Genomic DNA, 21,595 nt, shown 5'->3' on the forward strand with positions numbered 1-21,595 from the left:
AGCTTTGCTTCTAAAGATGCTTTGCTGGCAAAGAGGAATCGTAGGTCGTCATATTACGACCCGCGACCGTGATCCTCACCCCGTGTTCCGCGTGAACGGAGATCTCCATGCCGCACCTCACTGTGCAGATCCGCGAAGAGACGCTTGACGGATCGGTCGAACCGAAGATCATCAGGGCGTTGAGCGAGGCGGTGGTCGCCGTGGTCGGCGAGTGGGCGCGACCTCTCGTGGTCGTCGACCTGTTCGGCGTACCGGAGCACCGCTGGGGGAGCGGCGGCATCCCCGGCGAGGCTCCCGCACCGGTCGTCACGCTGAACATGCGCGAGGGCGGTCTGACCCACCCGCAGATCCCCGACGCTCCCGCGCGGCTCGTCAAGTCCCTTACGGAGGCGGTGGTTTCGGTCCTCGGTGAGGGTGTACGGCAGTACGTGACCGTGCTGATCGTGGGGGTTCCGGCGGGGCGGTCGGGGGTGGGGGGTGAGGTTGTCTGAGGTGGCCTGAGGGGGTGGCCTGAGGTCGGCGAAGGCGGGGCCCTGCGCCGCTCAGGCGGCCCGTCGGTCGGACACGACCCACGAGGCGAGGGCGACGGCCCCGGCGACGCCGAACACGGCAGGCCAGGCGCCCACCTTCTTGGCCAGCGGATGAGACCCGGCGAAGGCGGCGACGTACGCGACGGTCAGCGCCCCGGCGGCCTTCCCGCCGGCCTGCTGCTGCCACTGCTGCGCGGCCGTGGCCCCGGCGGCGGCCAGCACGACCCCGCCGAGCTGCCGCTTCTTGGTCCAGCGGGCCACGCCGTACCCACCGATGAGCCCACTGGCGGCCACCGCCGCGGCCGGTACCTTCGCCACTACTGCCTCCCGCTGCTGCGTCTGTCTGCTGCGTCTGTCTGAGGCTAACGCGCACGGGCCGGCCGCCTGACGCCTGCCCGTCCCGTACGTACCCTCACGCCGAGGTTGAGCCGGGGCTTGTCAGTTTTCCTCCCCGGAGTTATATAAGAAGCCGTAGGGCATCGCACCCAGCACCTGTAGGGAAGGAGTGACCCGTGATGCTCATGCGCACCGACTCTCTGCGCGACTTCGACCGCCTCACGCAGCAGTTCTTCGGCCCCGCTCGCCCCGAGGCGATGCAGATGGACGCGTACCGGTCCGACGGCGACCTGATCGTCCACTTCGACCTCCCGGGTATCGACCCGGAGACGATCGACCTGGGCGTCGAGCGCAACGTCCTGAGCGTCCGCGCCGAGCGCCGTTCACCCGCCCCCGAGGGTGTGGACATGATCGTCACCGAGCGACCCTCCGGCACCTTCACCCGGCAGCTGTTCCTCGGTGACACCCTCGACACGGAGCGCATCGACGCTTCGTACGACGCCGGAGTACTGACGCTGCGCATCCCGGTGGCCGAACAGGCCAAGCCCCGCCGCATCGAGATCAGCCGCGGCAACGGCGACAACCCCAAGCAGCTCAGCAGCTGACCACCGCACGACTGGCCCTGCCCTGCGGGCACGTGCGCTCGCGGGGCAGGGGCAGGGCCAATGCCCTTCGGCGGAACGGATGTTGCCGGGCGGGGGCGGCTCAAGGCCGTTGGAGCAGACGCGAGTTGGACACGAACACCAGGAGAGCCCGAACGATGAGCTCCTTGAGCACCCCAGGAACGATGAACCCCGCCAGCCGGACGAACGAGCTGACGACGTCACCAGGAACCCCAAGCCGGATGCCCTCGATGACATGGAACGAACTCATCGAGGAGGTAAGGGAATCCGGCCAGTACCCCACCAAGGCGGAAGCGGAACGCGTCACCCGCCTCGTCCTGTCCGCCCTCGGCGGCCACGTGGTCGGCGACGAACGCGTCGATCTGGCACGCCGACTCCCCACCGAGGCGGCCCGTCTGATCGCATCCCAGATCCCGGTCACCCGCTCCCTGTCGGCCGCGGAGTTCGTGGACAGCATCGCGTCCAGCATTTTGGGAGCCACCCCGGCCAAGGCCCGCTGGGACGTCAGCTCAGTCCTGAGCGTCCTCCCCACGGCCGTCGGCGACGACCTCATCAATCGCATCCTGAAGCAACTTCCCTCCGGCTACGCCCTGTTGTTCGGCCGAGCGGAACTGGCCCCGACGTCAGCTTGACGACGTATACGCCGGTCACCTGACGGGACGGGCGGCCCGGGAACCATCGTTGACCGCAGTCGCCACCGGCCGACGGCCGCCCTATCCCTCTCAATTCGCTCGCGGCGACGGCGGGGCAGGGAGAGGCCGGCATTCCACACCATCGACGTGCCAAAGCCCGGGAGACGAACCTCAGTTGACGCCCCCCGCCCGGCTCACCACCCCCGACGGCAGCAGAAGTCTTCCTGGGTCACGAGGCACGACGTCACCTGGACCAGCCGGACGGCCTGTACGAGGTGATCGCGGCCTTCTTGAGGTCAACCTGACCGCATTAGGAGCCGGCCGCCCAGCCCATCGGGTGCATGCAGCGGCGAGGCTTGTCGCCGCTCGGACCGTCTACGACGACCTCGGCGCCCGCAGCCGGCTCGCGGAGGATACGCGGACCATGAAGCCATGGGCGTCAGACTCCGTCGAGCAGCCATACGGGCGAGGCAGAGAGAGCGGAACCGTGAACATCCCCCAGCCTGAATTCGTCACGACCCCGGACATCACAAGGCTGGCCTGCCGAGATCACCACCCGTCGGCCCCGGACGCAGTCACCCCGGCACGCGCTCAGCCCCCGCTCCTCCTCATGCACGGCCTGGCAGGCCACATGGGTGAGTGGGACGACATCCTCCCCCTCCTCCTGGCGGACGGCCACCGAGTGGTGACCTACGACGCCCGAGGCCACGGCGCCAGCACCCGCCGCCCTCGGAACATGACCCGAGCGGCCTGCGTCCAAGACGCCCTGGCGCTGGTCCGCGAACTGTCCCTGGCCCCCGTAACCCTCCTGGGCCAGTCCCTCGGCGGCCACACCGCACTCCTCGCCGCAGCCGCCCACCCTGACCTGGTCCACGCCCTCATCCTGATCGAGGCGGGCCCAGCGGGCGCGAACCCCGCCGTCCCCTCAGAAATAGCCGCCTGGCTGGACAGCTGGCCAACACCCTTCAACTCCCCTTCCGCAGCAGCGGAGTTCTTCGGCCACGAGGCCTGGGCGAGAGGTCTGGAGGAGCGCGAGGAGGGCTGGCGCCCGCGAGTGGACCGCGACACGATGGTCTCCGCGGTCACGGAGCTCGCGAACCACTCGTACTGGCCCGAGTGGGACAGGATCCGATGCCCCACGCTCGTCATCCGGGGCGCCAACGGAACCATGCCCGAGTCGGAGGCCACGCGGATGAAGGACCGCCGCCCGACCGCGACGACAGTCCACGTGATCCCCGACGCGTCGCACGACGTCCACCTGGATCGGCCGGCCGAGCTGCACGCGACGGTGAGCGCGTTTCTGACGGGCATCGGCCAGGGCCCCTGAAGCACGGGTCCCCTGAAGCGCAGTGCAGTGATTGCGCGCGGGGTGACAAAAAAGCAAAGGCAAGGAGTTCTGAACTCCTTGCCATGCTCAAGGTATAGCGCACTGGGGGGCTTGCGGCAAGGCCCCCGTCGTACCGCAGAATCACTGGCCTCAGGCCAGGACCTGCGGAAACGGGAGTCGCTAAGTGCGTGTGTTGTTGATGTCGTACGGGTCGCGCGGGGATGTCGAACCCCTGGCGGGACTCGCGGTGGGGTTGCGGGAACTCGGCGCGGAGGTGCGGGTGTGCGCGCCGCCGGACGAGGAGTTCGCGAAGCTGGTGGCCGGTGTCGGCGCGGAGTTCGTACCCTTCGGCCGGCCGGTGCGCGCGCTGGTGACCGGGGAGATGCCGGCGGAGGGCCCGCCCGGGATCGCGGCCGAGTTGGTCGCCGCGCACTTCGACACGATCGGCGCGGCGGCCGAGGGGTGCGATGCGCTGGTGGCGACCGGTTTGATGCCCGCCGGTGCTCGGTCGGTGGCCGAGAAACTGGGCATCCGCTACGTGTACGGGTGCTTCCACACGCTCGAGCTGCCGTCGCCGCACCGCTCACCGTCGTCTCGGCCGGGCCCGCCGTTGCCACCGGACGTGACCGACAACCGGGCGCTGTGGGACCTGGATGCCCAGAAGGTGAACGCCCTGTACGGCGGGGCACTCAACACCCACCGGGCGTCGATCGGCCTGCCGCCGGTGGACAACGTCCGCGACCACGTCTTCACCGACCAGCCGTGGCTGGCGGCGGACCCGGTCCTGTTGCCGTGCGAGGAGCTGACGGACCTACGCGTCGTGCAGACCGGCGCGTGGATCCGGCCGGACGAACGCCCGCTGCCGGACGAGCTGTTGGCGTTCCTGGACGCCGGTGAACCGCCGGTGTACGTGGGCTTCGGCAGCATGGCCCTGCGCGGCTCGACGGACATCGCCCGGGTGGCCGTCGAGGCGGTCCGCGCGCAGGGCCGCCGCGTACTCGTCGGGAGCGGCTGGGCGGACCTGGGCCTAATCGACGACCGCACCGACTGCTTCGTCGTCGGCGAGGTCAACCACCAGGCACTGTTCGGCCGGGTGGCCGCCGTCGTGCACCACGGCGGCGCAGGCACGACGACGACGGCCGCCCGGGCCGGGGCGCCCCAGGTCGTCGTCCCCCAGTTCGTGGACCAGCCGCACTGGGCCGCCCGGGTGGCCCAGTTGGGCATCGGCGTGGCACACGACGGCCCGACTCCGACCTTCGAGTCCCTGTCCACCGCGCTCAAGACGGCCCTGACCCCCGAGACCCACACACGGGCGAGGGCCGTGGCCGCCACGATCCGCCCCGACGGGGCGACGGTGGCCGCGAAGCTGCTGCTCGACGAGGTCAGTCGGCAGAGGCCGCCGGTGTCCGCGTGAGTGGGACGGAGCGCTGCCGTCGTAGCCACCAGGTTCGTCACGCCAGTCCGGACGACGTCTTGCCGCACGTATTGGTCGCCGAGTTGCCGCACGTAATGGTCGCCGAGCGACCCCAGATCGGAGCTGCTTAAGTGAACCCGCTCAACCCGTTGACCACCAGCGCGTTCGACCTTCCCGACCGTCTCTCTCCCAAGGCTGACCCGACGCTGATCGCCGGCGACGAGGAGCACTTCGCGGCCATCGCGGAGTGTCTCGAGCAGTCGATCGCCGAGCTGACCGACCGTCTGGATGTCGAACGCAAGGCGCCCGGCGGCATAGGCCGGCAGGCGATGGACCGGGACATGGAGATCCACCGGCTGACCACGCGCCTGCGCGCGCTGCGTCGCTTCGGCCTGGACCTGTGCCTCGGACACATGGTCGGCGCGGACGGCCCCGACGCCACGCCCGTGTACGTCGGACGACTCGGCCTCACGGACAGCACCGGCCGTCGGCTGTTGCTCGACTGGCGCTCCCCGGCGGCCGAGCCGTTCTTCGGAGCCACCCACGGCAACCCGATGGGCCTGGCGAGCCGCCGCAGGTATCGCTGGACCGGCGGCCGGATCAGCGACTACTGGGACGAGGTGTTCACCTCGGACGGGTTCGCCGGGCACGCCGCGCTCGACGACCAGTCCGCCTTCATCGCCAGCCTGGGCAGCAACCGGTCACCGCGGATGCGAGACGTACTCGGCACCATCCAGGCCGACCAGGACGCCATCATCCGCGCGGGCTCGCGCGGCGCCCTCGTCGTCGACGGCGGTCCGGGTACGGGCAAGACGGTCGTCGCCCTGCACCGCTCCGCCTACCTCCTCTACTCCGACCCGCGCCTCGGTCACCGCAGGGGCGGCGTACTGTTCGTCGGCCCGCACCAGCCCTACCTGGCCTACGTCGCCGACGTACTCCCCAGCCTCGGAGAGGAGGGCGTCCAGACCTGCACCCTGCGGAACCTCGTCGCCGAAGGAGCCGCGGCAGCGGTCGAGGCCGACCCGGACGTGGCCCTCCTGAAGTCGTCCGCGGACCTGGTGAAGGCGATCGAGACGGCCGTCAGGTTCTACGAGGAGCCGCCCACCAAGGGGATGACGGTCACGACCCACTGGTCCGAAGTCCGGCTGAGCGCCGACGACTGGGCCCTGGCGTTCGAAGCGGCACCCGGCACCCCGCACAACGAGGCGCGCGACCAGGTCCTGGAGGAACTGGTCACGATCCTGGTCGACAAGCACGACAACGCCGGCGGCGACGGTGAAATCGACGCCTCGCCCGCTCTGCTCCGCAGATCACTGCTGCAGAACAGGGAACTGCTCACGGCCTTCAACCGCGCGTGGCCGCTGCTCGAAGCGGCCGACCTCGTCGGAGACCTGTGGTCGGTACCCGCCTACCTGCGGAAGTGCGCTCCCTGGCTCGGCCCCGACGACGTACGGAAGCTGCAACGCGAGGACGCCCAGGCCTGGACGGTGTCCGACCTGCCGCTCCTGGACGCGGCACGGCAGCGGCTCGGCGACCCGGAGGCGTCGCGGCGCAGACGTCGGCACGAAGCCGCCGTCGCCGCCGAACGGGCGGGCAGGGCCGACGTCATCGAGATCCTGCTGCGGGACAGCGAGATCGACGAGAGCCAAGGCGCGATGGGGATGCTGCGCGGACAGGACCTGCAGGACAGCCTGATCGACGACAGCGCACTGCCCACCGCCGAACCCGACCTGCTCGCCGGCCCGTTCGCGCACATCGTCGTCGACGAGGCCCAGGAACTCACCGACGCGGAGTGGCAGATGCTGCTGCTCCGGTGCCCGTCCCGGAGCTTCACCATCGTCGGGGACCGCGCCCAGGCCAGGCACGGGTTCACGGAGTCGTGGCAGGAACGCCTGGAGCGGGTCGGACTCGACCGGATCAACCAGGCCTCCCTGAGCATCAACTACCGGACGCCGGAAGAGATCATGACGGAAGCCGAACCGGTCATCCGGGCCGCGCTCCCGGACGCCAACGTGCCGAGCTCCATCCGCAGCAGCGGCATCCCCGTCGTACACGGATCCGCTTCCGACCTGGACTCGGTCCTCGAAACCTGGCTCGCTGCCCACGCCGAGGGGATCGCCTGCGTCATCGGCGACCCCACATTCCGTACGACATCTCGCGTCCGGTCGCTGACCCCGGAACTGTCGAAGGGGCTCGAGTTCGACCTGGTCGTCGTCATCGACCCGGAGACGTTCGGCAAGGGCATCGAGGGAGCGGTCGACCGCTATGTCGCGATGACGCGGGCGACCCAGCAACTCGTCATCCTCACGAGCGCCTGACGCCGGGAGTCGTAGGAACAGCGAGTGTGCTGACGTGAGTTGGCGCGGGGCCGGGACGGCGACGAGGTCCGTCCCGGCCCGCGCTGTCACCGGCGCCGACCGACAACCCGATCCGGGCCCCGAGGGGCACTATCGTGCAGCCGTGACCGGTTCCGTACAGCGCCCGTTGTTCTTCCTCGATGTCGACGGACCGCTCATTCCGTTCGGAGGCGCGTCGCAGTACCCAGACGGCTATCCGACGTACGGGACGACGGATCCCGAACCCCCCGGAGCCGATCCCAATCCGCTGCTGGCCAGGATCAACCCCGAGCACGGCCCCCGCTTGTCAGCACTACCGTGCCAGCTGGTCTGGGCCACGACCTGGATGACCGACGCGAACGAAACCATCGCACCGCGGCTCGGCCTGCCCGAGCTGCCGGTAGTGATCTGGCCGGACCCAACGGCTACCGACGAGCAGAACGAGCAGAACGAGCAGGACGAGCAGGACTTGCGGAACGGACTCCACTGGAAAACCCGCACCCTCGTCGACTGGGCAGTCGGCCGCTCCTTCATCTGGGTCGACGACGAAATCACGGACACCGACCGAGCGTGGGTGTCGGCCCACCATCGAGGCCGGGCTCTGCTCCATCGCGTGGACCCGAGCCGGGGGCTGACCGATGCCGACTACGCCGCTATCAGCGAGTGGCTTCGCAACGAATCCACGAGGTGACCGCGCTGTTGGTCCACTGGTCCAGGCACCGCCCGCCGCCAGGCGTAAGCCACTGTCCATCGAAACCCAGTTGCGACCCTTCCCCCCGCTCACGACTCTTCAGACAGGCTGGGATTTGTCCGAACGGATGATGTGGCGCTCGTCGCAGCGCTGGGGGACCCTCAGCGAACGGTCGGCGCGTACCACGGAGCTGCTGAGGCGCGGGCGGGAGGCGCTCGACGCCATCCGCGACAGGCTGCGGCACGAGAACGCGGCCGTCCGCGAGGGCTGTTGCCGCCTGTTCGACCACCTGGTCGCCGCCCGACTCGTCCTCGCCCCGGCCCTCCGCCGCCTGACCGACGACCCCGAACCCCGGGTCCGCATGATGGCAGCCGAACTACTGGGCAAGTTCGCCCACACAGAACCCTCCGCCACGGCAGCCCTGGAACACGCCCGCCTCAACGACTCCAGCCCGGCGGTCCGCAAGGTGGCGAGCTGGTACGCCCCGGGCGGGACGATCTATCGCAAGACGGCCCCGCGCGGGGCCTGGTAGGCGGTCAAGGGGGCAAGGCATCACGGCATCGCGATGGTGGCGGCGGTGGCGATGGCAATGATGGTGGCGGTGACCATGTCACAATCCGCCGCCCTCCCTCGTCTAAGTGTCGGAACCCCACCGGAGAGGTGGAGGCGAGACGTCGAGTATCAGGAGCGTGCCCTCATGAACCTCGCACTGTGGATCGGTGCCGGACTGCTGGCCGCCGTAGCCCTGGGCGGCGGCATCACCAAAGCATTCGTGCCCAAGGAGAAACTGGCAGCGGCCAACGGTGGGGGATGGACCGAAGACATCGGCGTCGGCTTCATCAAAACCCTCGGCGTCCTCGAACTCCTGGCCGCGGTGGGCTTGATCCTGCCGGCTGTCGTCGACATCGCACCCGTCATGGTGCCGGTGACCGCCATCTGTTGGGTCCTGCTGATGATCGGCGCGATGGTCACCCACGGCCGACTCGGCGAATCCAAGTTCGTCCTGGTGAACCTGGTCTATCTGGCGCTCGCGGTCTTCATCGCATGGGGCCGCTTCGGCCCCAACCCGTTCAACGGCTGACAGGCGGCAACGCTCAGGGATGCCGGCCTGCGGTGGAGCGCCGTTCTCACTTGGCCATTGACTACTCAAGTGGCCAAGTGAAGCGGTGTTCGCGGTGTCGATCAGCTAGTGGCCGGCTGCGGCTCCCGCACCCGCTGCCTGCGTGCGAACCGACCGAGGAGCACGGCGTTGACCAGGCCGGACAGGGCCGTACCGACGGCGAAGATCAACGGGCTCAGCCAGGTGAGCGAGGAGTACTCCGCGGGTATCGACACCAGGAGGCCGAGGAAGCTGAACGGCGCCGTGGCCATGAGCGGGTAGGCCCCCGAGAGCCCCGGGTCCGGCCCCACGTACCAGGCGCCCAAGAAGAACCCCAGCGACGCCGCCACCACGGCGAGATACCCACGCGCGAGCCAGTTGTCCACCGCGGGCACCAGCAACTGGCGCAGGCGCGGGAGGTGACGCGGGCGGGAAGCATTCGGCATCGGGTGTTCCTTCGAGTGGGTCCGGGTTGGCGATCTCCACGATGGATTGCCGGGCGCGCCAAGGCATGAGTACGGGTACTCATCGGCAGGACTGCAGGACCTACCACGCTGCTCAGGCAACTCGGTGTGTACTTGGCCACCGTTTCCAGCAGCACGCTCAGTCACAACGTGGGAGTACGGAAGTTCCCATACCCGCGGGACTCCGGCAGGGCAGCTGTGTCAGCCTGCGGACATGGCAGAACTGCGCGTACATGCAGGCCGCCACTACGCGATCCAGTTCCACTACGCCTTGCCGGACGACGCATGGTGTGTGGAACTGAGCGAGGCCGTACCGGCGCCGGCCGCGTGGGCGGAGATTCCCAACGCAGAGACTCACCTTCCAGGAACTGCCTTCGTGGTGGCGGTGATACCCGACGAGGATCCGGGTCTGGAGCCGACCGTCCACTTGCACAGCCGCGACGAGCACGCCATCCCCTACGAGATCGTGCGCTGGTTCATGGAGCACGTGGCAGAGCAAGTTGAGCGCTGCCGCCTCGCGTTCGAGCAGGGAGAACCTGAGACAGCGGACTGATCCGGCAGCGCTCCACGTAGGGCCAAGCCGCGAGTTGCCCTGTACCGACCGTGAGTCGCCCCGCGCTACCGAGCCGCGCCCCACCCGCAGCCGCAAGCCGCCGAGCCAACCCGGCGTGCGCGGCCGGTCGAATGCGCCCCGAAACCACAAACCTCCTGCACCCGGGACCACAGAGAAACCCTGCCCCCTGCTTCCCCCGCCGCCCCCTTTCGGCCGCCCGGCCAAGCTCAACTCGCGGTGCAGGGGCGAGAGTCAAGAGTGGAGCGAAGCGGAATCGGCGCAGCCGACGCCCGAAGGGCGCTCTTGACGCTCACCCCGGAACCGCCACACTCGGCAAACCCGGGCGGCCTTGGGTGCCCGATAGACAGAAGCTGCCTGTCACACGCCTGTTCAGCTGGGCGGGAATCGCCACTGCTACGGAATCGCAGGCCTCTCATTTAGCGACAACTCCGCTGACTGGATGAGCCGCCGTCGACCGGTCTCAACTACAGAGGCCACGGCCTGTGCCGTACAAAGAGACGGATACGACCCGCCTGCATCATGGTGCTGGCACCGCAGCCGGTGTGGGCAGGGAGCGTAAGGCGGCCTCCATGGCCAGAGGCCGGTAGAGCTCGCTGGCCCCACGCCCAGTAGTGGCTACGGTCGCGCACTCCGAGATCAGCTCGGCGGGGTCCAGCAAGCCCTGACGGGTGAGGATCGATGTGGGCAGCCATTGGGACAGGAGCGGCAGGCCGTTCTGAAGCATGGCCGCTTCGCAGGTGGCTGCGAAGTTCTCCCGCAGCGGAGGGCAGACGACCTCGCGGGAGTACCCGGCCTGTTCCAGGCGGAGACGCATCAGCTGCTTTCCACGCCGCCATGCCAATGGCAGCGATTCGCCGAATCGCAGCACGAGTGGGGTGGCCAAAGGGCTGATGGGCCACAGACCGTGACGCATGGCGGTCGCGCTGTGGACAGCGAGGGCGAGGAGAGTGGAGGCGTGGAGTACGGAAGCGGGCGCCAAGTCCTCCGCGATGTGAGGCAGGGTGTCCCGGGCGCGGGGGCCGAGGTGGTTGGGCACGGGGTGCAGGTTCCACGGGTCGCCGGTGAGAGCTCGTTCCTCTGGCCGTTGGAAGCACAGCTCGTCGCCGCCGACTCCGGTGAACACCCACCGAGCACCGGCAGCGCTCAAGCGGCTGTACAACTCGTTCATGGCTTCGGCGTAGGTGCCGTCCGTGGGGCTTGTGGGCAGGCCACTTGCGCGGGGCCCGCTGGGGTGGAAGGGCCCGAATTCTGCGACGGGTACGGTCAGATCGGGGCCGAGGTGGGCGCGTGCGACGATCTCTTTGCGCCGCCGGTGTTGCTGCTCACCGACACTCCCGTCAAGCGTGAGCGCCGCAGTACGGACCGGTCCGACGGTCTCGGCGAGGGCGAGTGCGGTCATGGAGCTGTCCATGCCGCCGGACAGCTCCACCACGCAGTCGTCGGTGGACAGCGGCCGGGCTGAGATCTCGCTCCGTAACAGGGCGCTGAATGCCTCCACGGGATCGGCGTCGGCCAGCAGGATGCGGGGCCGGGAGTGCAGGGCGTTCTGACCGCTCTTCGGTGACGGCTGCGGCATCCGGTGGGCCTGTGCCGGGCTGTGACTGTGGGCCTGAGGCTTTCGGCGTGGAGTACCCGGACCCTCAACTGTGGAGTGGCCCGGACCGGACTGCTCGTCTCATTCCGGACGGGTCGCCGGTGAGGTCGATACGCCTTCCTAGGAGTGCGGCACCTAGGTTGGTGCGGCCTTCCTGGGTGCTCTCGCGTGGTCGAAGCTGCTGATGGCAGGCCACCAGGCCGCCCCGCCCACAGCAGAGGAGATGGCGCAGCATGACCATGTTGAGCACGTACTTCACGCTCGGCCGCACCGGGCTGAAGGTGAGCCCGCTGGCCCTGGGCACGATGACTTTTGACGACGGCAGCTGGGGTTCGGCACAGGAGGCGTCCTTCTCCATCGTCGACCGCTACCTGGAGGAGGGCGGCAACTTCGTCGACACCGCCAACCAGTACAACGGCGGAGTGTCGGAGGCCACCCTCGGCGCGTACTTCGCACAGCGCCCCGGCGTCCGCGACCGCATCGTGCTCGCGACGAAGTTCGGCGGCACCCTGCACCCCGATGACCCGAACGCCGGCGGCGCCGGACGCAAAGCCATCCTCGCGCAGCTGGATGCCTCTCTGCGGCGGCTGAACACCGACTACATCGACGTGTACTGGATGCACCAATGGGACCGGCACACCCCCCTGGAGGAGACCCTCTCCACACTCAACGACCTCGTCCGTACGGGCAAGATCCGCAGTCTCGGCCTGTCCAACACCCCCGCCTGGTGGGTCGCCCAGGCCGCCACGACCGCGCAGCTGCGCGGCTGGGAATCCATCGCGGCCGTCCAGGTGGAGTACTCGCTGCTCGCACGGACCGCCGAGGGCGAGCAGTTCGGCGCCGCCCGCGCCTTCGGCCTGGGCGTCACGCCCTGGAGCCCGCTGGCCTCCGGGGTCCTCTCGGGCAAGTACACCCGTACCAGTGGCCGGCACACCGACTCCAGGCGCACCGGATACACTGCGCCACTCCTGACGGAGAACACCTACGTCCTTCTGGACACACTGGAGCGCATCGCCCGAGACCTCGGCACCACCGTCGCCCGGGCGTCCCTGGCCTGGGTGCGCCAGCAGCGGCCCGTCACCTCCGTTCTCATCGGGGCCCGCACTCCGGCACAGCTGGAGGACAACCTCGCCTCAGCAGAGGTAACCCTGGACGCGGCTCATCTCGCCGAGCTCGACGACCTCACGGCCCCGTCCCTCAACTATCCCCATCCCTTCATGGACGAGGTCGGCATCGGCTACCAGCAAGGCAACACCACCATCAACGGAGTCACCTCCTCGGCCTTCCGGCGATCCTGACCTCAGCACCGAAGACGAGGGCGCCTCGGCGCGTTCTCCGGTTTCGGAGGGAGTCCACACGGAAGAGCGGCCATGCCTGTTCAGACAGCTCCAAGACGACTGCTCGCCCAGGGCAGCTGTCGTCCCTCTGTCGTAGTCATCACGGAGAGCGGCCACAACCAACGTCGGTGTTCTGGACGCCCATTCGTGAGTCCTCGGTCCAGCTGTGCAGCGTGGATCCGCTCCTGCGCATAGCCGTCACGGAGGCGCGGTCACAACCAATCTCATGGTTCTGTCCGCAGTTTCGTCAAATTCCGACGGACCGGCACGCAGCAGCATGCCGGGAGTCCTGCCGGGCGCAGAAGCGGGCGTCATCGAGGGTCCTACGCGACGTTGCCGAGAACCCAGCAGCGCGTGCGACGCACTTCTGCCCGCTCTCCAAGCCGCAGGCGAAGCCGACAACCCGCCACTCGGCTCGGCGATCCTCGCGCACATGGCGTTCATCCCGGGCTGGGCGGGCGACCGCGACGCGGCTCTGGAGCGGATGATCGCGGCACGTACATACGCCCGCCGTGCGCCCGCTTCCGTGGAGTTTCGTGCCTGGCTCGACGCCGTGGAAGCGGAGTGCGAGACACGGTGTGGCGACACTCGCACTGCCCTCCACCTGATCGGGCACGCCGAGGATGTCCTCGCCACCGGGAACGAGCACCCCTCGCCCGAGTGGATGGACTGGTTCTCCCTGGCCAGACTGGCGGCGTTCAAGGGCAAAACGCAGCTGATCGCCGGACACCTTCCTCAGGCGCGCGACTCCTTGCTCGGCGTCCTGGACGAAATGCCGTCGAGCGAGGACGAGCGGCGAAGTGTCGTGTTCGGGGACCTGGCCGCCGTCGAGGCCGCTTCCGGAAATCCGGAGCAGGCGTGTACATACGCGGGACAGGCTCTCGATCAGCTGGCGCTCACGTGGTACGCCACTGGCATGGACGGTGTGCGCGAGGTACGGCGCGCGCTCGCGCCGCATCAGCACGAGCGCTGTGTAGGAGACCTCGACGACCGGCTCTACGGATGGTCGACGACGGTCAGTGCGCTGAGCCGTTGAAGTCGACGATGAGACCGGACAGTTCGAGGAGGCTGCCGATACGGAACGTCGGCAGCTCCCGCGCCTCAGGACTGTTCCACTGGATCGTGGCCCAAGGACCGCGGCGCACGAGCGCGGTGTGCATCCCGGCCTCAACAGCGGGGCGGATGTCGTTGTCGCAGCGGTCCCCGACGTAAAGGATCTCGTCACCGTCGAAGGGCACCACGGCAGCCACGCGCTTGAAGAACTCCGGGTCGGGCTTGCCGGCACCCCAGTCGTCCGACGTCCCGATCAGATCGACGTCATCGGATGAACAGCGAGCGGAGAATGCGCCCGGCTCGCACGGTCTGGTTGCCCGCGACACCGAGCCACAGCCCGTCCGCCCGGAGCTCGGCGAGGGCGGGGACGCACATCCGCGTACAGGTCCTCTTCCCCGAACGTCTCCGCCTGCTCGGCTGCCGACCGCTTCTCGCGCTCTTCGTAGAGGTCGAACCCAGGACGGAACTCCTGGAAGGTTTCTCTATAGTCGCGCCCCTGCGCGATGACGGCCCCGAACATCGCATGAAAGGTGTGCCGCGGCACACCCAGCCAGTCGGCCCAAGTCCCATACTCACGGGTCTCGTCCACGAGGCATTCACCAACGTCGAAGACCACTGCGCGAATCATGAGGGCAGGGTAGCGAGAGCACAATGCAGAAACTACCGGTAGGTGGGCACTGGGCAATCTAAGCAGCGGACGGACTGAGGAGCACTGCTTGAGGCGGTGGCGCTTCCCTCGAACTCAGAGAAGCCGCCGCCGTCGTTGCGGTACACGAGGCCAATCCCGTGTTCAGCGAGCAGGTCACGGAGATCCTCGCGGGGGAGCGCTGGTGTGAGCACCATGAGGTGGAGGGGCTGATCGTGTGCGAGGCTGCTCAAATAGCGCCTTGCAAGGAGGAGTTGAGCAAGAGCTTGGGTGATCGACTCGCTTGCTGCACTGCCCGTCGGCTCATAGACAGTGTTGTTCGTCTTGTTGTAGAGGTCGAATAAGAGCTGAGTTGTCGAGTTGCGCATCGACAACTCCAGTTGGCCAATCGTTTCCCCTGCAGCGGCCTTACCTTCCTCGAAGGTGTCCGCCAGATCATCGCGGGTTGCTCCCAGCTGGTCGACGTCGGATTGATGCTGGCGTTCGCGCCTCTGACGTCGAGTCGCCCGGGCGAAGCGGCCTGCGGTGCGATTGAACCGAGACAGGGATTCGGGTGCCGGTTGAAGAGTGTCGAAAGCTTCACGGATGTAAGGGTCGATGGGGCGCAGTCGGAAGACAATTACGTTGCGATCTTGACCTAGTTCGTCTTTGGCCTCTCGTATCTCGAATGGCTTACGCTCATCAACCTTGAACTTCCCTATATATCTGTGGGTTCGTGTGTCGCTTCCTGGAACCTTGCCCACAGCGATAAATAAATGCAGGGTGCGCCCCTTTTCGGCATGCTCCAGAATTGAAGAATTTCCGCCCTCGAAGGTCTGATTGCCCCGCTTTCCGGCTCCGGTATAGGTGAATATGGGACCCCGGTCGTCGTTCTCGGCAAGCCATCCGTCACGATATCCGTAACGCTCACCGATTTTGCTGTCGGAGAAAATTAGAACGTTCCGCTTTTCCTTTGCTGGACAGATTCCGGCGTAGCCGCTGCCGCCGAGTGCGGGGTGGATCTGTGCGCGCGTGAGGATGTCGCCGGGTTGGAACCCGGACGTGGGCGTCGTCATGACTCGAGGCTAATGGTTTCAATGCTCGCGAAGTGCGGCAAGTGACGTAGGTCGCCGGAGCGGGCGTTGTGGCAGTGGCAGGCTCAGGTGAGGATGGTGTGATGGGTGAGGTGACAGGTACGGTCATCGCGGGTGTTATCGCTTTCGCATCCGCAGTCGTCGGGGCTGTGATTGCCGGTAGGTACGCCAAACGCGGAGCAGAAGCCGGCGGTCGTAAGGCAGTTGAGGCAGCGCTAGCGCAGGTACATGGCCAAGCGGCGGCGGAGCATTGGCAGTGGGTGCGCAGTCAGCGACACCAGTCCTTTGGTGCCCTCTTTGCGGCTTATGCCGCTCTCGATGAAGTGCTAGCACGCATCGCACCCGAGGTGCGAAACGGAGTTGGACTTGATGAGGCGGCGGGGCGCGAGTTGCGGGAGCGCGCACTTGAACTGCAGGCCAAAATAAGCCAATTGGCACTATGGGGGCCAAGTGAGGCAAATGTATTGGCTTACGCGCTGATGGGAAAGTCGGTGGCGGCGGTGAGCTCCTTGCTGCAGGTGGAGGGTGTGGGGTCTGCAGGCTTGAGTTCAGCTTGGTCCAGCTTTGACCGGGCTAGAGAAGAGATGACGGAGGCCCATGCCGCCTTCCTTCAGAGAGCTGGAGAAATCGTCCGTGACCCGCGGCAGCCGGTCAGCTAGTGGGTTCTTGGTTCTTTGGCGGCAGAGTGTGGACGAAGCTCTGCCATGCAGCAGTGCTCAACATGAGTTGCGGTCCGGAGGGGGCCTTGGAGTCGCGTACCGCGATTGCCCTGGCGAGTGCGGCCACCTCCAAGCACTCACCCCCCATGCCGTTGCTGTAACTGCTCCTGCGCCACGGGATGCTCGACGGCGGGATCATCGGGAGTTCTCCTCCAAGAGTCTTGTGATCAGCAATGTCGAACGCTGAGGGCTCAGCGCCAAGGCCCTGAGATGGTCGAACGCCTTCGTGTAGAGGGTCACGTCCTTGGGTTCTTCGAGGTAGACCGAATCGGTAAGTCCCTCTCGGTAGACCAAGTCTGGGTCTTCCTGCTCCGGGAAGCTGAGGATCGTGAACGACCCCGGGGTGGGATAGGCGCCCGCGTCGAACGGCAGGACCTGGACGGTCACGTTCTTCAACTTCTGCATTTCCAGCATACGTTCGAGTTGGTGGGCCATGGCTTGCCGGCTGCCGACCGTGTGTAGCAACGCACTCTGGTGGACAACTGCCCACAGGTCAGGCGCACCCTCGCTGGTGAGCAGGTCTTGGCGCCGCATCCGGACATCGACCATGCGCTGAATGTCCTCGGCGGTGTGGTCGACCCAGGCGCGACTCAGCTCGGCTGCGTACTCAGCGGTTTGCAGCAGGCCGGGGATGAACTCGGATTGATAGGTATGCAAGTGGGAAGCTGCCTGTTCGAGGCCGACGTACACCGAGAACCAAGCGGGGATCGCATCGCCGTGCGCGTGCCACCACCCCTTTGTCTTGGACTCCTTGGCCAGCGACTTCAGGAGATCACGCAGCTCATCGGGAGTGCCGTAGAAACGACACAGGGCGTCGACGTCTGAGGGTTGGACACGCCCCTGTCCCGTCTCCATGCGGTTGACCTTGGAGCTGCTCCAGTCCAGCTCTTTGCCTACCTGGCTACAGGTCAGGCTGCTGTCTTCTCGCAGCCGCTTGAGCTCGATCGCAAGACGGCGACGGCGAGCTGTGGGGGATCCGGCCATGTCAACTCCTTGTGAGTTAGCGGATGTTCCATCCCACCGGAAGGGGCTCGAAAGTCCAATCACCCTAAAGGGGGAATCCCTTCGTGCACGTTGCATGTCGAGATGGTCGCTGCAATCCTCTCACTGAGAGTCATCGATGGATCCACAGTGCGCGACGAAGCGCGTGAAGGGTGGTCGAATATGATCTACGTGAGCGGTTGCGTCGGACGAGAGCCCTGGGTGCACCAGTTCGTTGCCCAACCAGGCGAACTCTCGCAGTTGAGGCGGATGTTGAAGCTCCGGCTCATTCTGTGGGGGCTGCACGATCACGTTGACGCGGCGCAGATCTGCGTATCAGAGCTGGCAACCAACGTCATCCAACATGTTGGCGAGGGAACGCCCGTGACGCTGCGCGTGGCGCTCAGTGAGCCGTATCTGCGGATGGAAGTTGAGGACCCCGATGCGCGGGCATTGCCCACCTTGCTCGCTGCCAGTAGTGCGCTGGAGTCGGGCCGAGGAATGGCCCTCGTCGATACCTTGACGGATCACCGGTGGGGTGTATTCCTTCGAGGCGGTTCCAAGGTGGTGTGGTGTGAGCTTGCTACTGATGCGTCCGCTGAGTGTGGCCGGAATAACGGCCCCCGTGTCACGCGGGCCGAGGCGATCCTTGACCTCTATGGGGCGTGGCAACTCCCACACGGTGGAGCTATCTCTGGTAGCGGCAGAGCGCTGAGCGTGGCGGCGGCAGAAGAGGCTGCCATCGGGATGATGGCCGACGTGTTGCACTGGCTGCGTGCACACGGCTATGACCCCGATGACGTACTCGACCGGGCACAGACTCACTTCGAGGCCGAGATCAGTGAGGTTGTCTGAGTGGGAAGCCGCTTAGCTCGCTGTGATGGCAGCATACGTCCACACATCAGCCGGCAATTCGTGCTCCAGCTGCCACGTTATCGCCATCGGTTTGCTGCCCGTGTGGTCGTCATAGGCCGCAGGGCCCAGGAGCATCCACGGCTGGGACTTGCCGATGTCCGTGTTCTTGTAGCGGCGCATGAACAGGAGGACGTGGCTGCCCTGTTGCTTGTGGTTTTGGTAGCGCAGACCTGTTGGTGAGTTGGCGGCAGTCGCGTTCTGGGACTCCCAGTGGAAGAGCGTGGGGCTCAGAGCGAAGTCTTTGTAGCGGACCGTGGGGGAGAAGTCCTTCTCGTTCTTTTCCAAGGTGATGAGCAGGGCGTCGGTCTTGATGTCCTCGACCCACTGCACTCCCTGTGCGAAGGACCTGGGCATTTGGCCTCCGAAGCGGGCCACACTGAGCGCGGCGAGGATCTCGGAGCGGTTGTATGCGCTGTGGACCTTCAAGGGGATGTGGCTGTGAGGGCCCGACAGGGCGATCGGGAAGTGGTCGGACTGCTCGATGACGTACGACAGCACCTGCCGGAGTTCGTCGCGGAACACCTGCTGGGAGCGCAGAGATCCGAGGCCTTCCTCGTAGCTCGTGAAGCCACCCGCGTTGTCCCACAAGTTGAAGAACAGCATGCGGGCGTATGCCCGGTCGGTTGGACCCAGTGAGTCATAGGGCGGAGCGTCGTCGGAGAGGAGGCGGAGGTAGGCCTCGGCTCGGTCGGGGTCGTCGACGTGGAGGAAGGCGTGGACACGTTTGAGGAGGGCCGCTTCTTCCGAGGGAGCGGGGTCCTTGACCAGGCCTGCCCTCCGGAGGACGGACGTCCACGAGTTGTCGCTCTTGTACAGCTCTTTGATCTCACGGCGGCTCTCGTGGAGGTAGTCAGCCAGGCGGTGCGTGCTGTATGCCCTGACCTCGTTGACCAAAGTCTTGATCGTGGCGCCCAGTTGGGTGCGGATGTTGTCGAGTACGAGGTCCTTGGACTTGCCCTCAAGGATGATTTGGCATCCGGAGGGGAGCTGCGGGAAATCGTGCTCGATGTGATCGACGAGCCGGTTGCGGGAGAGGTTCGTCAGGGCCCGGAACTGCTCCTCGAAGCGGAACTCCGCCCTGTGCTGGCCGATGAAGTCGAGGACGGTGAGCACCGGCTTCGTCTCTGTGCGGCGTAGCCCTCGACCGAGCTGCTGGAGAAAGATCGTGGCGCTGTTGGTGGGCCGCAGGAGCAGCAGCGTATCGACGTCAGGGATGTCGAGGCCCTCGTTGAACAGGTCGACGGAGAAGATGACTTGGAGCTTGCCGTCGCGTAGGTCGGCGAGTGCCTGGGCGCGTACAGCGGCCGGCGAGTCGCTGTCCAGCGCCACGGCCTGGAAGCCAGCCTCCCGGAAGAAGTCGGCCATGAAGCGAGCGTGGGACTTGGTCACGCAGAAGCCCAGAGCGCGCATTGCTCCGGGGTTGGACACCTTGTCCCGGATCTGCTTGACCACGATGCGGGCGCGGGCGTGGTCGCCCGTGTAGAGGTTCCCGAGCTCGTTGTCGGCGTAGGTTCCCTTGCTCCACCCCAGGTTGGTCAGGTCCGTGCCGTCTGGGATTCCGAAGTAGTGGAAGGGGCAGAGGAGGTCATTCTCCAGGGCTTCCCAGAGGCGCATCTCTGCAGCAATGCGACCGTCGAAGAACTCGTCCTGGACATTGAGCCCGTCCATCCGCTCAGGAGTGGCTGTGAGGCCCAGTAGTTGCTTCGGTTCGAAGTGGTCGATGACTCGCCGGTAGGTGGCGGCGGTGGCGTGATGGAACTCGTCGATGACGATGATGTCGAAGTGGTCAGGTGCCAGCTGTTCCAGGCGTCGGACGTTGAGAGACTGGACGCTTGCGAATACGTGGTCCCAAGTCTGTGGCTCCTGGCCGCCATAGAGCAGTTCTCCGAAGGAGGCGTCATCGAGGACCTCCTGATACATGCGCAAGGACTGCTTGAGGATCTCCTTGCGGTGGGCCACGAACAGCAGTCGCGGATGACCGTTGCCATGCTTTTTGGACAGGGCTCGGTAGTCCAAGGCAGCCATCACGGTCTTACCAGTGCCGGTGGCTGCGACGAGGAGATTGCGGTTCCGCCCTCGGATCTCTCGCTCGACGCGGAGGCGTTCGAGCATGTCCCGTTGGTGCGGGAAGGGGCGTACTTCCAAGCCCGAGAGGTTGATCTTCAGGTCGGTTTTGGGTCCCGTTCCGCTTGCCTGCGCCAGGGCTTGGTCAAGGCGTTCGCCGTGGTTGTCGGGGTCGTATGGCTCAAAGGCGATGTCGTTCCAGTACGCATCGAAGGTCGCCTCGAACTTGTTGAGTACCACAGGCGTGGCGACGGACGACAGCCGTACGTTCCACTCCAGGCCATCGAGGAGCGCGGCCTTCGACAGGTTGGAGCTGCCCACGTACGCGGTGTCGAAGCCGCTCTTCCGGCGAAACAGCCATGCCTTCGCATGCAGTCGCGTAGACCGGAGCTCGTAGTTGACCTTGACCTCGGCGCCGAAATCGCGGACGAGCCGGTCGAGGGCATGGCGATCAGTGGCACCGATGTAGGTCGTCGTGATGACACGGATCGGTACGCCCCGCTCCTTCGCGGCGCGCAGGGAGTCTTCCAGGACTCGGATGCCGTACCACTTCACGAAGGCGCAGAGAAGATCGATGCGGTCTGCCGTGGCCAGCTCGGCTCTCAACTCCGCGCCCAGGCTGGGGTCTCCCGGGGAGTTTGTGATCAGCGAGGTTTCGGAGAGAGGCGTGAGGGGGCGGATCGCGTAGACGCCGGGAGCCTCCTGCTTGGCGAGTGCCAGCAGTTGGCGAGGGCCATCGGTGATGGTGCTGTCGATCCCGTCTGCATCCGGGTCGGGCGCGTTAGCGGCCAGCGACTGCATGATCTGGTTGGCGGCTGCCACCTGCTGCGCATGCGGCAGCTGAGCCAACCGGCGCCCGACGGCCTCGCCGATGTGTCGGGCGAGCACATTCGGTGTTGACTCTTCGCTGACCTCCGCGTCGATGGCCTTCCATCCCGCGGCCTCGAGTTTGGCTAGCTGATCGTGCAGGTCATGCGTGACGAGCTTCTCGTAGACGCCTGGATGCTTCAGTTCCCCCGACTCAGCCACGCCCGCTCCTCTGATCCCCAGTGTCGATATGGATCAGTTCTAACAGGAGTCACTGACATTCGAAGGCCTTGTGCCGAAAGGTGATCAGTACTCGGGACCAGGCCGCCAAGCCTGATCTGAAGAGGATGTTAGGCGTCCCGCTTCTTTGGCAGTGTTGT

General features: G+C 66.5%; 20 protein-coding genes and 2 pseudogenes. 14 read left to right on the plus strand and 8 right to left on the minus strand.

Annotated elements, in window-relative coordinates:
* Positions 1 to 107: 107 nt before the first annotated feature.
* Positions 108 to 491 carry a 4-oxalocrotonate tautomerase family protein gene (locus tag OG266_RS27685; RefSeq protein ID WP_371548903.1) on the plus strand — a complete coding sequence of 128 codons (384 nt, stop codon included), beginning with the start codon at positions 108 to 110 and terminating at the stop codon, positions 489 to 491.
* Between the two features lie 51 nt (positions 492 to 542).
* Here the strand turns inward: OG266_RS27685 and OG266_RS27690 are convergent, their stop codons facing one another.
* On the minus strand, positions 543 to 848 hold the full coding sequence (locus OG266_RS27690; protein ID WP_371548904.1) for a hypothetical protein: 306 nt from the start codon (positions 846 to 848) through the stop codon (positions 543 to 545).
* Positions 849 to 1,045: 197 nt separating this feature from the next.
* Between OG266_RS27690 and OG266_RS27695 the strand changes: the two genes are divergently transcribed.
* The 8 genes from OG266_RS27695 to OG266_RS27730 all read left to right on the plus strand — a co-directional run bounded on the left by OG266_RS27695 (position 1,046) and on the right by OG266_RS27730 (position 8,970).
* On the plus strand, positions 1,046 to 1,471 hold the full coding sequence (locus OG266_RS27695) for an Hsp20/alpha crystallin family protein (protein WP_266464200.1): 426 nt from the start codon (positions 1,046 to 1,048) through the stop codon (positions 1,469 to 1,471).
* Between the two features lie 239 nt (positions 1,472 to 1,710).
* On the plus strand, positions 1,711 to 2,121 hold the full coding sequence (locus OG266_RS27700; RefSeq protein WP_371548905.1) for a DUF2267 domain-containing protein: 411 nt from the start codon (positions 1,711 to 1,713) through the stop codon (positions 2,119 to 2,121).
* Between the two features lie 424 nt (positions 2,122 to 2,545).
* On the plus strand, positions 2,546 to 3,448 hold the full coding sequence (locus OG266_RS27705) for an alpha/beta fold hydrolase (protein WP_371548906.1): 903 nt from the start codon (positions 2,546 to 2,548) through the stop codon (positions 3,446 to 3,448).
* A gap of 184 nt (positions 3,449 to 3,632) precedes the next feature.
* Positions 3,633 to 4,862, plus strand: coding sequence for a glycosyltransferase (locus tag OG266_RS27710; RefSeq protein WP_371548907.1), 1,230 nt, complete (start codon positions 3,633 to 3,635; stop codon positions 4,860 to 4,862).
* 131 nt (positions 4,863 to 4,993) lie between these two features.
* Positions 4,994 to 7,180 carry an RNA polymerase recycling motor ATPase HelR gene (gene helR, locus OG266_RS27715; protein ID WP_371548908.1) on the plus strand — a complete coding sequence of 729 codons (2,187 nt, stop codon included), beginning with the start codon at positions 4,994 to 4,996 and terminating at the stop codon, positions 7,178 to 7,180.
* Positions 7,181 to 7,322: 142 nt separating this feature from the next.
* On the plus strand, positions 7,323 to 7,889 hold the full coding sequence (locus OG266_RS27720; RefSeq protein ID WP_371548909.1) for an HAD domain-containing protein: 567 nt from the start codon (positions 7,323 to 7,325) through the stop codon (positions 7,887 to 7,889).
* Between the two features lie 127 nt (positions 7,890 to 8,016).
* On the plus strand, positions 8,017 to 8,421 hold the full coding sequence (locus OG266_RS27725; RefSeq protein ID WP_371548910.1) for a HEAT repeat domain-containing protein: 405 nt from the start codon (positions 8,017 to 8,019) through the stop codon (positions 8,419 to 8,421).
* Positions 8,422 to 8,586: 165 nt separating this feature from the next.
* Entirely contained in the window at positions 8,587 to 8,970 is a 384-nt protein-coding gene (locus OG266_RS27730) for a DoxX family protein (RefSeq protein ID WP_371548911.1), read from the plus strand.
* Positions 8,971 to 9,071: 101 nt separating this feature from the next.
* Here OG266_RS27730 and OG266_RS27735 read toward each other — a convergent pair whose 3' ends face one another.
* A complete protein-coding gene (locus OG266_RS27735) occupies positions 9,072 to 9,434 on the minus strand; it encodes an SCO4225 family membrane protein (protein WP_371548912.1) in 363 nt (120 codons plus the stop codon).
* Positions 9,435 to 9,666: 232 nt separating this feature from the next.
* On the opposite strand from OG266_RS27735, the gene OG266_RS27740 reads away from it, so the two are divergent.
* The gene (locus OG266_RS27740; protein WP_371548913.1) at positions 9,667 to 10,005 is read left to right on the plus strand and encodes a hypothetical protein; all 339 of its coding nucleotides are present in this window, start codon (positions 9,667 to 9,669) and stop codon (positions 10,003 to 10,005) included.
* 538 nt (positions 10,006 to 10,543) lie between these two features.
* On the opposite strand, the gene OG266_RS27745 is transcribed toward OG266_RS27740, so the two are convergent.
* A complete protein-coding gene (locus tag OG266_RS27745) occupies positions 10,544 to 11,602 on the minus strand; it encodes an asparagine synthase-related protein (RefSeq protein WP_371548914.1) in 1,059 nt (352 codons plus the stop codon).
* Positions 11,603 to 11,853: 251 nt separating this feature from the next.
* Between OG266_RS27745 and OG266_RS27750 the strand changes: the two genes are divergently transcribed.
* Positions 11,854 to 12,918 (plus strand): aldo/keto reductase, encoded by a 1,065-nt coding sequence (locus OG266_RS27750; RefSeq protein ID WP_266461221.1) that lies wholly within the window; start codon positions 11,854 to 11,856, stop codon positions 12,916 to 12,918.
* Positions 12,919 to 13,315: 397 nt separating this feature from the next.
* Positions 13,316 to 13,993, plus strand: a pseudogene (locus OG266_RS27755) (transcriptional regulator); the annotation flags it as partial.
* Here OG266_RS27755 and OG266_RS27760 read toward each other — a convergent pair.
* Both OG266_RS27760 and OG266_RS27765 read right to left on the minus strand, forming a co-directional pair.
* A pseudogene (locus tag OG266_RS27760) lies at positions 13,974 to 14,638 on the minus strand (HAD family hydrolase). The pseudogenes OG266_RS27755 and OG266_RS27760 sit on opposite strands and share 20 nt — an antisense overlap.
* A 32-nt stretch (positions 14,639 to 14,670) precedes the next feature.
* The gene (locus OG266_RS27765; RefSeq protein WP_371548915.1) at positions 14,671 to 15,711 is read right to left on the minus strand and encodes a hypothetical protein; all 1,041 of its coding nucleotides are present in this window, start codon (positions 15,709 to 15,711) and stop codon (positions 14,671 to 14,673) included.
* A gap of 101 nt (positions 15,712 to 15,812) precedes the next feature.
* Between OG266_RS27765 and OG266_RS27770 the strand changes: the two genes are divergently transcribed.
* Entirely contained in the window at positions 15,813 to 16,388 is a 576-nt protein-coding gene (locus OG266_RS27770; RefSeq protein ID WP_371548916.1) for a hypothetical protein, read from the plus strand.
* Here OG266_RS27770 and OG266_RS27775 read toward each other — a convergent pair.
* Both OG266_RS27775 and OG266_RS27780 read right to left on the minus strand, forming a co-directional pair.
* On the minus strand, positions 16,381 to 16,587 hold the full coding sequence (locus OG266_RS27775; protein WP_266461238.1) for a DUF397 domain-containing protein: 207 nt from the start codon (positions 16,585 to 16,587) through the stop codon (positions 16,381 to 16,383). The two genes, OG266_RS27770 and OG266_RS27775, sit on opposite strands and share 8 nt — an antisense overlap.
* Complete coding sequence (locus tag OG266_RS27780) at positions 16,584 to 17,432, minus strand: helix-turn-helix transcriptional regulator (protein WP_266461240.1); 849 nt, start codon at positions 17,430 to 17,432, stop codon at positions 16,584 to 16,586. The genes OG266_RS27775 and OG266_RS27780 overlap by 4 nt, the downstream gene beginning before the upstream one ends.
* A gap of 147 nt (positions 17,433 to 17,579) precedes the next feature.
* On the opposite strand from OG266_RS27780, the gene OG266_RS27785 reads away from it, so the two are divergent.
* Entirely contained in the window at positions 17,580 to 18,284 is a 705-nt protein-coding gene (locus OG266_RS27785) for an ATP-binding protein (RefSeq protein ID WP_323178297.1), read from the plus strand.
* 12 nt (positions 18,285 to 18,296) lie between these two features.
* Here the strand turns inward: OG266_RS27785 and OG266_RS27790 are convergent, their stop codons facing one another.
* Positions 18,297 to 21,437, minus strand: a complete 3,141-nt coding sequence (locus tag OG266_RS27790; RefSeq protein ID WP_371548917.1) for a DUF3427 domain-containing protein — start codon at positions 21,435 to 21,437, stop codon at positions 18,297 to 18,299.
* Positions 21,438 to 21,595 lie beyond the last annotated feature (158 nt).

The organism is Streptomyces sp. NBC_00554, assembly GCF_041431135.1.
In the GTDB taxonomy this organism is placed as follows: Bacteria; Actinomycetota; Actinomycetes; order Streptomycetales; family Streptomycetaceae; genus Streptomyces.

What these genes read in the sequence shown, in the direction of transcription:
- OG266_RS27685 (WP_371548903.1), top strand. Translation starts at nt 108, where the DNA reads ATGCCGCACCTCACTGTGCAGATCCGCGAAGAGACGCTTGACGGATCG.
- OG266_RS27695 (WP_266464200.1), top strand. Translation starts at nt 1,046, where the DNA reads ATGCTCATGCGCACCGACTCTCTGCGCGACTTCGACCGCCTCACGCAG.
- OG266_RS27700 (WP_371548905.1), top strand. Translation starts at nt 1,711, where the DNA reads ATGCCCTCGATGACATGGAACGAACTCATCGAGGAGGTAAGGGAATCC.
- OG266_RS27705 (WP_371548906.1), top strand. Translation starts at nt 2,546, where the DNA reads ATGAAGCCATGGGCGTCAGACTCCGTCGAGCAGCCATACGGGCGAGGC.
- OG266_RS27725 (WP_371548910.1), top strand. Translation starts at nt 8,017, where the DNA reads ATGATGTGGCGCTCGTCGCAGCGCTGGGGGACCCTCAGCGAACGGTCG.
- OG266_RS27730 (WP_371548911.1), top strand. Translation starts at nt 8,587, where the DNA reads ATGAACCTCGCACTGTGGATCGGTGCCGGACTGCTGGCCGCCGTAGCC.
- OG266_RS27735 (WP_371548912.1), bottom strand. Translation starts at nt 9,434, where the DNA reads ATGCCGAATGCTTCCCGCCCGCGTCACCTCCCGCGCCTGCGCCAGTTG.
- OG266_RS27740 (WP_371548913.1), top strand. Translation starts at nt 9,667, where the DNA reads ATGGCAGAACTGCGCGTACATGCAGGCCGCCACTACGCGATCCAGTTC.
- OG266_RS27745 (WP_371548914.1), bottom strand. Translation starts at nt 11,602, where the DNA reads ATGCCGCAGCCGTCACCGAAGAGCGGTCAGAACGCCCTGCACTCCCGG.
- OG266_RS27750 (WP_266461221.1), top strand. Translation starts at nt 11,854, where the DNA reads ATGACCATGTTGAGCACGTACTTCACGCTCGGCCGCACCGGGCTGAAG.
- OG266_RS27765 (WP_371548915.1), bottom strand. Translation starts at nt 15,711, where the DNA reads ATGACGACGCCCACGTCCGGGTTCCAACCCGGCGACATCCTCACGCGC.
- OG266_RS27770 (WP_371548916.1), top strand. Translation starts at nt 15,813, where the DNA reads ATGGGTGAGGTGACAGGTACGGTCATCGCGGGTGTTATCGCTTTCGCA.
- OG266_RS27775 (WP_266461238.1), bottom strand. Translation starts at nt 16,587, where the DNA reads ATGATCCCGCCGTCGAGCATCCCGTGGCGCAGGAGCAGTTACAGCAAC.
- OG266_RS27780 (WP_266461240.1), bottom strand. Translation starts at nt 17,432, where the DNA reads ATGGCCGGATCCCCCACAGCTCGCCGTCGCCGTCTTGCGATCGAGCTC.